14 protein-coding genes are annotated in these 12548 nt (G+C 53.3%); 12 read left to right on the forward strand and 2 right to left on the reverse strand.

The annotated features are described in order from the left end of the window. Together B4B27_RS04470 and B4B27_RS04475 are read left to right on the forward strand one after the other, a co-directional pair. Positions 1–318 (forward strand): MMPL family transporter (locus B4B27_RS04470; protein ID WP_290724091.1); only part of this gene is annotated, 318 nt, incomplete at its 5' end. A gap of 15 nt (positions 319–333) precedes the next feature. Then, positions 334–1122, forward strand: a complete 789-nt coding sequence (locus B4B27_RS04475; protein WP_290724093.1) for a ZIP family metal transporter — start codon at positions 334–336, stop codon at positions 1120–1122. 8 nt (positions 1123–1130) lie between these two features. Here the strand turns inward: B4B27_RS04475 and feoB are convergent, their stop codons facing one another. Both feoB and B4B27_RS04485 read right to left on the reverse strand, forming a co-directional pair. After that, positions 1131–3179 (reverse strand): ferrous iron transport protein B, encoded by a 2049-nt coding sequence (gene feoB / locus B4B27_RS04480; protein WP_290724094.1) that lies wholly within the window; start codon positions 3177–3179, stop codon positions 1131–1133. A 2-nt stretch (positions 3180–3181) separates the two neighbouring features. Next, positions 3182–3433, reverse strand: coding sequence for a FeoA family protein (locus B4B27_RS04485; protein WP_254794573.1), 252 nt, complete (start codon positions 3431–3433; stop codon positions 3182–3184). A 158-nt stretch (positions 3434–3591) separates the two neighbouring features. On the opposite strand from B4B27_RS04485, the gene B4B27_RS04490 reads away from it, so the two are divergent. From B4B27_RS04490 to B4B27_RS04535, 10 genes are all read left to right on the forward strand, one after another. Beyond that, positions 3592–5967, forward strand: coding sequence for an efflux RND transporter permease subunit (locus tag B4B27_RS04490; protein ID WP_290724100.1), 2376 nt, complete (start codon positions 3592–3594; stop codon positions 5965–5967). A 9-nt stretch (positions 5968–5976) separates the two neighbouring features. After that, the gene (locus B4B27_RS04495) at positions 5977–6759 is read left to right on the forward strand and encodes an outer membrane lipoprotein-sorting protein (protein ID WP_290724102.1); all 783 of its coding nucleotides are present in this window, start codon (positions 5977–5979) and stop codon (positions 6757–6759) included. Positions 6760–6761: 2 nt separating this feature from the next. Then, positions 6762–7973, forward strand: coding sequence for a DUF1302 family protein (locus tag B4B27_RS04500; protein WP_290724104.1), 1212 nt, complete (start codon positions 6762–6764; stop codon positions 7971–7973). A 9-nt stretch (positions 7974–7982) separates the two neighbouring features. Then, positions 7983–8705: an energy transducer TonB gene (locus tag B4B27_RS04505; protein ID WP_290724106.1), complete on the forward strand. Its 723-nt coding sequence runs from the start codon at positions 7983–7985 to the stop codon at positions 8703–8705. Positions 8706–8716: 11 nt separating this feature from the next. Then, the gene (locus B4B27_RS04510) at positions 8717–9298 is read left to right on the forward strand and encodes a MotA/TolQ/ExbB proton channel family protein (protein ID WP_290724108.1); all 582 of its coding nucleotides are present in this window, start codon (positions 8717–8719) and stop codon (positions 9296–9298) included. Continuing rightward, positions 9299–9691, forward strand: a complete 393-nt coding sequence (locus tag B4B27_RS04515) for an ExbD/TolR family protein (RefSeq protein WP_290724109.1) — start codon at positions 9299–9301, stop codon at positions 9689–9691. Positions 9692–9804: 113 nt separating this feature from the next. Beyond that, positions 9805–10692 (forward strand): methylenetetrahydrofolate reductase [NAD(P)H], encoded by an 888-nt coding sequence (gene metF, locus B4B27_RS04520; protein ID WP_173380941.1) that lies wholly within the window; start codon positions 9805–9807, stop codon positions 10690–10692. 67 nt (positions 10693–10759) lie between these two features. Then, positions 10760–11068 carry a hypothetical protein gene (locus tag B4B27_RS04525; RefSeq protein ID WP_173380940.1) on the forward strand — a complete coding sequence of 103 codons (309 nt, stop codon included), beginning with the start codon at positions 10760–10762 and terminating at the stop codon, positions 11066–11068. 106 nt (positions 11069–11174) lie between these two features. Further along, positions 11175–11699, forward strand: a complete 525-nt coding sequence (locus tag B4B27_RS04530; RefSeq protein WP_290724113.1) for a hypothetical protein — start codon at positions 11175–11177, stop codon at positions 11697–11699. Positions 11700–11762: 63 nt separating this feature from the next. After that, positions 11763–12518 (forward strand): EI24 domain-containing protein, encoded by a 756-nt coding sequence (locus B4B27_RS04535; protein WP_290724115.1) that lies wholly within the window; start codon positions 11763–11765, stop codon positions 12516–12518. The last annotated feature ends 30 nt before the right edge of the window (positions 12519–12548 follow it).

The following is a 12548-nucleotide window of genomic DNA, read 5'->3' on the forward strand; positions in this document are numbered from 1 at the left end:
ACGATGATCGTGATGCCAATGATTCTGGGCATCGCCGTCGATGACACCATCCACATGAACAACCACATCAAATACGGTTACGAGCGCACGGGCAGCTACAGGCACGCGCTACTGCTCTCTTACCGCGAAATCGGAAAGACCATGGGCATGACCACCTTCATCCTTTGCGCGATGTTCTTCGTGTTCATCTTCAGCCCCATGGGGGCCCTCCACAACGTGGGTTTGCTCTCCATCGTGGGTCTCGGCGCCGCACTCCTTGCCGACTACACGCTCACCACGGCACTTGTTTACCTGAGCAAGCCATACGGGAAAGGTTAATACTATCTTTATGGCATGAACGAGCCTGTCTTACAAATTGCGCAAGGTCTTGCCATCCCGTTTTTAGGGACGGTTCTCGGTGCCGCCTGCGTCTTCTTTATGAAGAAGCAGATGGAGCAAAATCTCAAACGAGGCCTTTTGTCGTTTGCGGCGGGCGTCATGGTGGCAGCTTCTGTATGGAGCCTGCTTTTGCCCGCAATCAGCGCGAGCGAATCGATGGGCAAACTGGCTTTCATCCCGGCGACGGTCGGATTCTGGGCCGGCATCCTGTTCCTGTACATTTTGGATAAAATAACGCCGCACTTGCATCTGGGTAGCGCCACGCCCGAAGGCCCCAAGGCAAAACTCAAGCGCACGACCATGCTTACGCTGGCGGTAACATTGCACAACTTGCCCGAGGGCATGGCTGTCGGTATCGTTTTTGCGGGTTGGCTTTCGGGGAATGTGGCCATCACGCTTTCGGGTGCGTTTGCGCTTGCCATAGGCATCGCCATCCAGAATTTCCCCGAAGGGGCGGTGGTTTCGCTCCCGCTCCGTGCCGAAGGGGCTTCCCGCAAGAAGGCATTTGCCCTTGGCGCACTTTCCGGAGCCGTAGAACCCGTAGGCGCGTTAATCACGCTGCTTGCGGCTGAGGCACTCTCACCGTTCATGCCCTATCTGCTCTCGCTTGCGGCAGGCGCCATGATTTATGTCGTAATCGAAGAAATGCTCCCCGAAGTCAGCGAAGGAGAGCATTTTGATGCCGGCACCATCCTTTTTGCCGTGGGCTTCACGCTCATGATGGTGCTCGACAGCGCGCTATAAAATTTCACTTAGAAAATCAGCAATCCGATGTGGTAGCCGATAAAGGCTAGCCCGAGCGAAAGTGCCAAGTAGTAGCCCATGATGGTGGCTAGCCACTTGAACGAACCTGCCTCGCGGTAGGTCGTACCCATCGCCAGCACGCAGGGAACGTTGAACATTGAGGCAAACAGGAACGCGAGCGCTTCGGGCTTGCTGATGGTACTTGCAAGGGCCTCGCCCAGGTTTTCGCTTGCAGCCACGCGGGTCACAAGAGAGAACGCCTCGCCGGTGTGGTTGAAGAGCGTGCTCATGATGCCAAGCGAAGCTTCCTTGCTGAACATGCCGCCCAGATAAGAGACAAACAGTTCCCAGCGCATTCCGAAGAACATCGTCACGGGCTCAATCGCATTGCCAATTTTGTAAAGGAGCGTATTTTCCACATTCCCGTCGCTTGCGTAAGAGAGCGCCCAGAAAAGAGTCGCCACCATCAGGATCATCTTCAAGGCCTTCTTGAATATGCCCCAGGTGCTGCGCCCGACCATCGCAGCAATCATCTTCCAGTGCGGCTTGTGATACGGCGGGAGTTCCATAATCATGCCCACGCGTTCATTCTGCGGGACAAGTTTTTTGCCGAACAGGCGCGAAGACAGGTAGAAGCTTGCAAAAATCAGCGCCACGTAGCCGATGCCGAACAGCGGAGCAGCAGACCCGAAGAATGTAGACGCCAGGAACAGCACCACCGCCACCTTGCTCCCGCACGGAATCGCCCACAACAGAACAAGCGCAAGCAGGCGTTGTCCGCGGGTATCGAGCACGCGCGTGCCGCAAACCGCACCCGCCGTGCATCCGATTCCGGAAAACAGCGGCATAATCGCCTTGCCCTGCAAACCCAGGCGCGAAAGCCAGTTGTCGAACGCATACGAGAAACGCGCCATGTAGCCGATTTCTTCGAGAATGCGGAATACGAAAATGATGGAGAAAATGAAACTTGTCATACAAATTGTAATACAAGTTCCACCGACGAGCACCAGATTGATGAACGAAATCACCACAGGCCAGACGCCAAGTGCGCCGCCAACACGTTCTACGAGCGACTGCAATACAGGCTGCATTCCAAAACCGATTCCCATGCCCGGGAAAGCGAGAATCATGCACGCAATCAGCGAGACAACCATGATGCCGAAAGCAAAGAACTTGCCCTTGATATGGTGCGTGGCAATGCGGTCCCACTTGCTGAAAACTTTCTCGATGGACTTGGGCGTCGCCGATTCACGCACAATCTTCGAAACCCAGCGATACTTGGCCTCGCCGGTGAGAATACCGCCGTCGCGCCCTTCTTCGCTATCGAGAATCGCATCAATCGCATTTTTGCGGGCGAACGGAAGCATTTCTTTCACGACACCGCAAATGAGCTTGTCTTTTTCAAGGAGTTTTTCTGCAATCCAGATTTTTTCGCACACGCCATATTCAAAGTCGCCGAGGGCTGCTTCGATGCGGCTAATGACATCATCCGTTTTTTCGCCAAGCTCTCCCCCGCTAACGAGTTCCTCGCGCAGGCTCCCGCTATCCAAGCAAACGGGCGTCTTGATGGCCGAAACCATCTTCTTGAAAAATTCAGGATAACGTTCCGTTTCGGCCGCACTGAAGCCAAGCACCGGAACGCCGAGGCGCTTTTCAATCGCAGCCACGTCAATCTTCTTGCCCGCCGCTTCAGCCACATCCATCATGTTGAGCACCAGCATCACGGGCAAGCGAATGCCCACAAAATCAGCCAGCATGTAAAGGCTGCGTTCCAGCTGCGATGCATCTACCAGGATGCACACGAGGTCCGCCTTGCCGCTCTGAATGTAGTCGCGAGTCACGACCTCTTCTTCGGAGTTCGCCGAAAGCCCGTAACTGCCCGGAAGGTCGATTACTTTATATATCGTACCATCAAAAACAAATTCACCCTCGGCCTGCTCCACCGTTTTGCCGGGCCAGTTGCCCACGCGCTGGTGAAGTCCCGTAAGGTTGTTAAAAAGCGTTGATTTACCGGAATTGGGTTGCCCGAGCAAGGCAATAGTCTTGATTTCGCTCATCTTTACGATTCTACCTTGACAAAAATCTGTGAACTTTCCTTGTGGTTGACAGCGATAACCGTATCGCGGCAAAAAACGAGCACCGGCGAGCGCCCGTCGTTCTTGAGGAGCGTAAAGGCGGAACCCGGCGTAAGCCCGATGGAAACGATTCTTGAAATAAAGCGGGAATCGCCCTCGATCTGGGCGACAGTCCCGCAACGATTCTCACCCATTTCGGCGAGACTCAAACGGTCAACAAATTCAGCGTTTTTCATGCGCCAAAAGTAGCCGAAACCCGCACAAAAAACCGCTCCAAATGGACTTGCGATAATCCGGAAAGATTTGCAACCCATTCGGTTTTGGGCAAAACCATTTGGAGTAGAAATTTTAGGCTCATCTCTCTACTTTTTGCTCCGCAAAAAAAGAGGATACAATGAGCCTTCCAAAGATTAACATTGAAAGAATCAATGAGCGGTTCGGCCGTTTTGGCGAATTCTTGCTCAATCACCGAGCCATTTTGCTGATGGCGTTTGTCGTTTTGCTTGCGGTTTCAGTCGTGGGCATGAAAAAAATCTACGTCGAGGCGTCGTGGGACAGCTACTTTATCGAGGGCGACCCGATGCTTGTCGAAACGGACAAGTTCAAGGAAACTTTCGGCAACGACTACTTCGTGGGCGTGCTGGTCGAGAGCGACCATTCCATCTTGACGCCGGACAACCTGAAGCTTTTGCGCGAGCTTTCGAACGAACTGCGCGACAGCCTCTCGTATTCCGACGGCAAGGCGACTTCGATTGTCGATTTGGAATACATGCTCGGCACCGAAGAGGGCATGGAAATCACGCAGATTGTGCCCGAAGAAATTCCGACGGACGAGGCGGGACTTACCGAAATCGAGAAGCGCCTGGCCGACAAGCCGGAACTGGCGAAGAAACTGATTTCAAGTGACCGCAAGCAGGCCTTCATCAACATCAAGTTGCGTCCCTTCCCCGAAGATTCCGTTTGGAAGGCCGAAGGCGAAGCGAAGGGCGTGAAGGCAGAAGCGCCCGACATGCAGACAGGCCGCGAGACAACTGAAATCATTGCGAAGGAAAAGTATGCACCGCTGCACCCGCGTGCCACAGGCATGCCCTACCTGAGTTTCCAGAAGCTGAAATACATCGGCGAAGAAATGGGCCGCATTTTCATCATGACGATTCTCTGCGCCATCATTGTGATGTTCTTGGTGACGCGTTCATTCCGTGGCATTGTCTCTCCGCTGATTACGACTTTTGCAGGCGTCATCATGACCTTTGGCCTGGTGGGTTATCTCGGACTTTACATGGATGCGACCAACATCATGGTGCCCGTGATTTTGGCCTTCGCCGTTTCGATTGCATACAACATTCACATCAATTCTTTCTTCCGCAAGAACATGATGCTTACGGGCAGGCGCAAGGAATCGGTGCTTTACGCAATGCGTGAAACGGGCTGGTCGGTGCTGTTCTCGGGCCTTACCACGATTGTCGCGTTGCTCAGTTTCCTTTCGGTGATGCTCAAGCCGATTCGCTCCGTGGGCATTCTTTCGTCGATTGCGGTCGGATTCATTTTGCTTGTAGCGTTGACCATTTCGCCGATTCTTCTGAGTTTCGGCAAAGACAAGAAGCCGAACGCCAAGGTGCTTGAACGCGGCGACACGCGCATGGGAATCATTCTCGATTCTATCGGCAAGTTCGTTCTCGGACACGGAAAGCCCATCGCCATCGTATTCGCCGTCGTGACTGCAATTTCTGTTTTCGGGCTCACCAAGATAGAACCCGCCTTTGACGTGGAACGCACCATGGGCCGCAAGGTCGAATACGTGAACAAGATGCTCTACGTGGCAGAATCCGAAATCGGAAGCTTCTACTCTTACGACTTGGTGATTGACTTTGGCGCAAATGACAAGGCCAAGGAAGTCGAGAACCTGAAAAAGTTGGACCAGTTGCAGGAATACGCAGGCAAGTACCCGCTTACCAAGCGTTCTACCTCCATTCTCGATATCGTCAAGGATTTGGACCGCACGCTGAACGAAAATCGTCAGGACAAATACGCAATTCCCGAAACAGAAGAAGAAGTCGCGCAGTTGCTTTTGCTCTACGAAAACGCGGGCGGCAGCGAAGCAACTTACTGGATGGATTACGATTACAGAAAGCTCCGTTTGATGGTCGAAATTTCAAGCTACAACTCTAATGAGCTCCAGAAGGAACTGGAAGACTTGCAGGCATACGCAAGCAAGCTTTTCCCGGACGCGAAGGTGACTGCCGTGGGTAACTTGCCGCAATTCACCGCCATGCAGCAGTACCTGGAAGTGGGCCAGATGACTTCGTTCCTGATTTCTGTAGTCATTGTGGCTGTCCTTTTGATGATTGTCTTCGGCAGCATTCGCACGGGCCTTATCGGCATGATTCCAAACATTGCGCCTGGTATTTTCGTGGGCGGTTACCTCGGGCTTACGGACATTCCGCTTGACATGATGACCGCAACACTCATCCCGATGATTATCGGCCTTTCCGTTGACGACACGATTCACTTCATTAACCACGGGCATGTGGAATTTGACCGCACCCACGATTACCGCGAATCGATTCTCAATGTGTTCCGCACGGCGGGCCCGGCTCTCGTGATGACGACGATTATCATGGTGGCGACCTTTGCGGGCTTTACCACCTCAGCCGCAACGCAGATGTTCAACTTCGGTTTCGTGGTGTTCGTGGGTCTTGTCTCGGCACTGCTCGCAGACCTCTTCGTGACACCGCTTTTAATCAAGAAATTCAAGATTTTTGGAAAATAGGAGAAAAATATGAATATGAAATTCGCAAAAACAGCCGCGACAATTATTGTCGCCTTGAGCGCCATGGTGAGCGCAGAAACATTGACCGGCCGCGACATTGTGCAAAAAGTGCACGACCGCCCCGATGGCGACACACGCAGTTCCGAACTCTCGATGACACTCATCAACAAGAGCGGAGCCAAGCGCGAACGCAAGATTACCTCGTTCGCAATGGATGTGGGCAAAGATACCAAGCAAATTATGTTCTTCCGCTACCCCAACGACGTGAAGGGCACGGGATTCCTGACGGTCGATTACGACGACATCAACAAGGATGACGACAAGTGGCTTTACCTGCCCGCCATGAAAAAGACGCGCCGCATTAGCGGAAAGAGCTCCAAGACGGATTACTTCATGGGTTCCGACTTCACTTACGACGACGTGGGCCAGCGCAACATCGACGAAGACACCCACAAGCTCCTCCGCGAAGAAAAGGTAGACGGAATCGATTGCTGGGTAGTTGAATCCGTGCCGAAAAAGGGCGACGAAATTTTCTCGAAGAAAATTTCCTGGATTCGCAAGGACTGCCTGATTGCCGCCAAGGTGGAATACTACGACAAGCTCGGCAAGTTGCACCGCGCGCTGAAGGTCGAAAACGTGGTTCAGGTAGACGGATTCTGGTCTATCGCCAAGATGAGCATGGAAAACGTTCAGACCAACCACAAGACGCTCCTTGAATTCGGCGACATCAAGTTCAACATCCCGCTGGATGCGAAGACATTCACCGTGCCGAGATTGGAACGAGGATTGTAACAATGTCTAAAATCTGGTGGTTAGCGATTGGGGTGGCGGCGACGGCCGCTGTCGCCCAAGAAAGCCCGTTTCAATTCAACGGGTTCGTGGACACGTATCACGCCGTGCAGACGCAGCATCCGCACGATTTTACCACGTCGCGGACGCGCCTGCGTGCGGAACTCCGCGTGGATTACGAGAACGCATACCTGTTTGCAAGTCTGAATGGCGTGCACAACAGCATTCTCGAAGACCGCACCGGCGTGCAGTTGCAAGAAGCGTATTTTAACTACCAGAATGACTTCGTGGAAATCAAGGCAGGCCGCCAGATTGTGGTGTGGGGCGTCGCCGATGGGCTTCGCGTCACCGACCTGATTTCGCCTGTAGACTACACCGAATTCATGTCGAGTGATTACGATGACATGCGCATGGCTGTCGACGGTTTTCGCATCAAGTACCCCGGCGAACGCGTGAATGCCGAAATCGTTTACGTGCCTGTACCGCGATACTTCCAGATGCCCATGCAAGAAGAAAACCCCTGGCGTCCGGACTTGCCTGAAAAAGCGAGCATCGATTTCCCTGAAGGTCCCGATGCCAAATTCAAGAACGGAGATTTCGGAACGCGAGTTTCGTTCTTCCTCTCGAATCTGGATTTCTCCATTTCGGCGCTTCATACGCATAACCAGTCGCCCGTTACGGTCGCAGGCTACGACCCCGTCAAGGATTCCATTGTCATCCATGGCATTCACGAAACCATGACCATGTTTGGCGGTGACCTTTCGATGCCCCTCGGAGAATTTGTGATTCGTGCCGAAATCGCAGAATACTTCGGTGAAGCGCTCGGTTACGCAAGCAACCTCGATTACGCCCGCAAGAACACGTTCAATGCGCTCGGTGGAATCGACTGGTACGCCGGCGACAACTGGACTTTCATGGTGCAGTATTTACACAAGTACATTGCCGACTATTCGCACAACTTGGCCGCCGAAAAGAATTCTTCTGAAATGACCTTCCGTATTTCAAAGGAACTGCTGAACAACACGCTCAAGCTTTCGCTCTACGGCATGTTCGACATCGACAACCTTGCCTATTACGCGCGTATTTCGGGAGATTACTCCGTCACCGACCAAGTAATGATTTCACTTGGGTACGACCACTTTGGTGGAAAACGCGGACAGCTCGCAAGCTACGACAAGAACCGCGAAATCTGGGCGAAAGCGAAGTATTACTTCTAATAAGACCTGATGAATTTTGAAATTGAACCGACATCGCGCCCGCGCAATCCCTATTCCGCATTCACGATGCGGCGCGTATTTTGCATTGGCATTGTCGTTGCCATTTTGCTGCACGTGGGCTTTTACGCCTGGGGATTCCTGAAGCGGACGCAGGTGGTTACCACCCGCGAAGATGCCGAAGTGATTCATGTGGAGCGTTTGCTCTTGCAGCCGCCTCCGCCTCCACCCGAAGTCAAGAAAATCGTGAAGAAAGTGGTCCGCGCGAAAATTATCCCGAACATTGTGCAAGATACGGTGCCAGAACCTGAACCCGAGCCAGAGTCGGAACCGATTGTGGTTACAGACGCGGAACCCGTCGTCGAAGCGCCTCCCGAGCCCGTGGCACCTCCTCCACCCCCGCCGCCACCGCCACCACCGAAACCATCGAAGGATTCGCTGATGAAGGTGACTCGCGCTTATCTGATGGGGCTGAGCAAAGCTTTTGAAAAGCAGAAGGACTACCCCGCTACGGCCCGCCGCCTAAAGCAAGAAGGCACCGTGCGCGTGCAGTTTACGGTTGCAAAAGACGGAAGCATCAGCGGTGCGGTTGTGGCAAAGCCCTGTCCGTATTCTTCACTGAACGAAAGTGCGCTTGCCGCTGTGCAGGCCGTGCCCAAGTTTGACCCGATTCCAGCTGTACTTGGCAAGGACACCTGGAAAATGGAGATTCCAATCAAGTATAACCTTCATTAAACAGGAACACAATGAACTACATCTTAGACTTTATTCAACAGGGCGGCGTTATCGCCTACGTGCTCGTGGCGATGAATTTCGTCGGTTATTCCATCATCGTATGGAAAATCATCTCGCTGATTCTCTTTAACAGGAGCATCCGCAAGCGCCTTCCGGCGAAGATCCTGCATCGCGTTGTCACGCACAACACCGACCACCACATCATCATCGAAAGCATCCGCACCGAAATCGCGCTCGCCTTTTCGCCTCTACAGAAGGGCATGACCACAATCGAAAACGTCGCAAGCATCTCCCCGCTGCTCGGCCTTTTGGGAACCGTATTCGGAATCTTCAATGCCTTCAGCGTCATTGCAGTTTCGGGCCTCTCTGACGCGGGTGCATTCGCAACAGGCATCAAACTAGCACTCATCACGACCGTCATCGGCCTTGTGGTCGCCATTCCGCATGTCATCGCATTCAACTACCTGAACGCCCGCATGGAATCCGAGCAGGACAATGTGGAAAACGACGTGCTTTTGCAGCTGGGCCGCATTCTCAAAGAAAAGGACCACATCCGTTCTCAGAGCGCCGATTCCGCAAACGAGGATGCATAAATGGCCAAGCGCACACGCCGAATCCGGCCCGACATGACGCCGCTCATCGACTGCGTCTTTTTGCTACTGGTGTTCTTTCTGGTGACATCCGTCTTCAAGCAAGACGAATCAGTGCTCAAGCTGATTCTGCCCGAAACTCAGACCGAAACCAAGCGCGATACTCCCGAAGGCCTGTACATCGAACTTTCCGAGACGGAACTTGCCTTCAACGGCCAGCGCGGCACTCCCGACGAACTCCGCGAAAAGGCCGCCACGGTGCAGAACAAGAAATCCCCTGTCGCCATCAAGATCGACAAGGGCACGACTTACGAACGCATCGCCGTCATTCTGGACATTCTACAGGTGCAAAAACTGTACAATATCCAGCTGATTAACGAGATGGAAAAAGAATAGCCTACTTACACGCGCCCACTTGCCAACTTCATTGAAACTATATATATTTATGCATGTATTAACATATTTGCATAAACCTCGGGTGCCGGTCCGACCCGCCCCACGGAGAGACGATGAAGATTATAGACATTCTGAAGCAAGACAAGATGAGCCTTTCGTTTGAAGTGTTCCCGCCCAAGAAAGAGACGAGCTTCGAAAACGTGAAGGCGGCCACCGAATCCATCGCGGCACTCGGCCCCGCATTCATGAGCGTCACCTACGGCGCAGGCGGTGGCGTAAGCCATTTCACCCTCGACATCGCAAAGAACCTCAAGGAAAAGTTCAACATCCCGATGCTCGCCCACCTCACATGCGTCTCGAGCAGCAAGGAAACGGTCCACCAGCGCATCGAGGACATGAAGGCAGCGGGCATCAAGAACGTGATGGCGCTCCGCGGCGACCTCACTCCCGAACTCATCGAGAAGGGCCGCGACAACTGCGACTACCACTACGCCGTCGAACTCATCCGCGAACTCAAGGCTGCCGACGCCGACTTCTGCATCGGTGCCGCCTGCTACCCCGAAAAGCACCCCGAAAGCGCAAACCAGGCCGAAGACATCAAGCACCTCAAGGAAAAGGTCGACGCAGGCGCGGATTTTCTCACCACACAGATGGTTTTCGACAACAACCTGTTCTTCAGTTTCCTCTACAAGTTGCGCGATGCGGGCGTGAACTGCCCCGTGCTTCCGGGCATCATGCCCATCACGAACGCAAACCAGGTGGAACGCGCCATCAAGCTATCGGGCTCCTTCATGCCGCAGCGCTTCAAGTCGCTGGTCGACAAGTTCGGGAGCGACCCCGAGGCCATGAAGCAGGCGGGCATCATCTACGCGAGCGACCAGATTATCGACCTGTATGCCAACGGGATTACAAACGTGCACGTTTACTCGATGAACAAGCCCGACGTGGCCGAAGGCATCCTGAAGAACGTTTCCGCTATTCTCGGGAAGAATTTTGCCTAAAAAATTGTCCTCTTTTCCTGCCTTTATGCTATATTAAGGAAGGAAATACCCTCCAAAGGACAATCAGATGACCGACGAACAATTCCGCCTTTTCCTGGATGCGATAAACGCCCAGACAGACGCCATCAAGGCCCAGACCCAGGCTTTAGCACAACTCAAGAGCGTCCTTGTTTTGAACACGGCTCTCAGTCTCAGCAAGACCCGTTCTACCGAAAACATTCCCCTCCAGGAAGAAGGCGGACTTGCCGGTGCTATCGAGGATATCGGCAAATTCCTCGAAGAATCCAAGGTTCCCGAAAACTGGAAGGGCAACATCACTAACGAGATTTACGTGAAGACGTTCTCCGGCAAACCGCTAAAAATGGAAGAAATCTGACAATCATTCCATTTTGGACGATAACGCAACAAACTCTCCGGTTCATTTTATATATATTGTGCTAGAGCCCACCGGGCAAACAAGTTTTTTATCACAAGGAACAAACATGCTCTCTTACGCAGACGCCTACAAGATTGCCGCCGAAGTCCACAAAGACCAGAAGGACAAGGCCGGCGGCCCCTACATTGACTTTCTCCAGAACGTTGCGGATTACCTCAAGAACAAGGGCGAATCCGAAGACGTGCAGGTTCTTGCGATTCTGCAGGACCTGATTACGGGCGCCACCAAGAAGACCCCCGAAGAAGTCATCGCGATGGGCGTTCCGGCAGACATGGTCGAACTTATCCAGAAGATGACCTACCACAAGAACCAGGGCTGGATTGACGAGTACAGCTGCAGGCTCATGGAAAAGGGCGTACCCGCAGAAGACGCGACTTACGACGCCCGCGAGAAGGACTTTGTGCGCTTCGTGGAAACCCTCAAGGACAATCCCGTCGCAGCAAAAGCCAAGAGCGCCATCTTGAACGTGCTCATGGAAGACAAGTACATCCACAGGCAGGAACGACGCGAACTCAAGACGAAGTTCCGCCTCAAGAAGTACAAGGCCGCCATCGAAGCCCTCGGCGTGTAGGCCACAAAAGACACCTTTTCGCCCCGCACTGCGGGGCATTTTTTGTAAGGGAAAAAGCAAGGAATGATTCGAATAAAGGAACAGATTGTAAGCGGGCTCGTCGCATACCCCAAGGCGCTCCGCCTGATATGGACAAACAAGCTCACCAAGTACCTGGTGCTGCCCGTCGTTTTCAACATCATTGTGGTTGTCGCGCTCATTTTCGCGGGATTCGGTATCGGCGACTGGATCAACGGCACCATCGAACGACACACCGAGAACATGAACGGCTGGATACAGGCCGGCATGGTCGCCATCAAGATTGTCCTCCCCATCATATTCTTCATCGTCTTCATTTTCATCGGCGGCACCATTGTGAACGTCCTGATGTCGCCCATCTACACGATGCTTTCGGAAAAGGCCGAAACCATCCTCACCGGCAACGAGTTCCCGTTCGACGCGAAGCAGACCCTGAAAGATATCTGGAGGGCTCTGCTCATCGCCCTCCGGAACACGGCGAAGCAGCTGGTCCTGACCGCACTCTGCCTCCTCCTGAACCTGATTCCCGTCGTCGGGAGCGTAATCTCGATTTGCCTGATTTTCATCATCAACGCCTACTACTTCGGGAGCGGCTTCATGGACTACACCTTCGAGCGCTGGCGTTACTCCGTCAAGGACAGCCTCAAGGGCACGAGCGAACTGAAGTACCTGGCTGTTGCGAACGGGGCCATCTATTCCCTGCCGCTATACCTGTTCTGCGGGACCTTTATCGCGGCCTTTATCGGGGGCGTTTCGGCAGTCGCCGCGACAATTTCGCAAATAGAGATAAAGGGAAAATAGAGGCGACAGGAAGCATCTGCAGACCATTGC

Source organism: Fibrobacter sp. UBA2449 (assembly GCF_002342555.1).
Lineage (GTDB): Bacteria > Fibrobacterota > Fibrobacteria > Fibrobacterales > Fibrobacteraceae > Fibrobacter.

What these genes read in the sequence shown, in the direction of transcription:
- B4B27_RS04535 (WP_290724115.1), top strand. Translation starts at nt 11,763, where the DNA reads ATGATTCGAATAAAGGAACAGATTGTAAGCGGGCTCGTCGCATACCCC.
- B4B27_RS04495 (WP_290724102.1), top strand. Translation starts at nt 5,977, where the DNA reads ATGAATATGAAATTCGCAAAAACAGCCGCGACAATTATTGTCGCCTTG.
- B4B27_RS04515 (WP_290724109.1), top strand. Translation starts at nt 9,299, where the DNA reads ATGGCCAAGCGCACACGCCGAATCCGGCCCGACATGACGCCGCTCATC.
- B4B27_RS04500 (WP_290724104.1), top strand. Translation starts at nt 6,762, where the DNA reads ATGTCTAAAATCTGGTGGTTAGCGATTGGGGTGGCGGCGACGGCCGCT.
- metF (WP_173380941.1), top strand. Translation starts at nt 9,805, where the DNA reads ATGAAGATTATAGACATTCTGAAGCAAGACAAGATGAGCCTTTCGTTT.
- B4B27_RS04525 (WP_173380940.1), top strand. Translation starts at nt 10,760, where the DNA reads ATGACCGACGAACAATTCCGCCTTTTCCTGGATGCGATAAACGCCCAG.
- B4B27_RS04510 (WP_290724108.1), top strand. Translation starts at nt 8,717, where the DNA reads ATGAACTACATCTTAGACTTTATTCAACAGGGCGGCGTTATCGCCTAC.
- B4B27_RS04475 (WP_290724093.1), top strand. Translation starts at nt 334, where the DNA reads ATGAACGAGCCTGTCTTACAAATTGCGCAAGGTCTTGCCATCCCGTTT.
- B4B27_RS04490 (WP_290724100.1), top strand. Translation starts at nt 3,592, where the DNA reads ATGAGCCTTCCAAAGATTAACATTGAAAGAATCAATGAGCGGTTCGGC.
- feoB (WP_290724094.1), bottom strand. Translation starts at nt 3,179, where the DNA reads ATGAGCGAAATCAAGACTATTGCCTTGCTCGGGCAACCCAATTCCGGT.
- B4B27_RS04530 (WP_290724113.1), top strand. Translation starts at nt 11,175, where the DNA reads ATGCTCTCTTACGCAGACGCCTACAAGATTGCCGCCGAAGTCCACAAA.
- B4B27_RS04505 (WP_290724106.1), top strand. Translation starts at nt 7,983, where the DNA reads ATGAATTTTGAAATTGAACCGACATCGCGCCCGCGCAATCCCTATTCC.
- B4B27_RS04485 (WP_254794573.1), bottom strand. Translation starts at nt 3,433, where the DNA reads ATGAAAAACGCTGAATTTGTTGACCGTTTGAGTCTCGCCGAAATGGGT.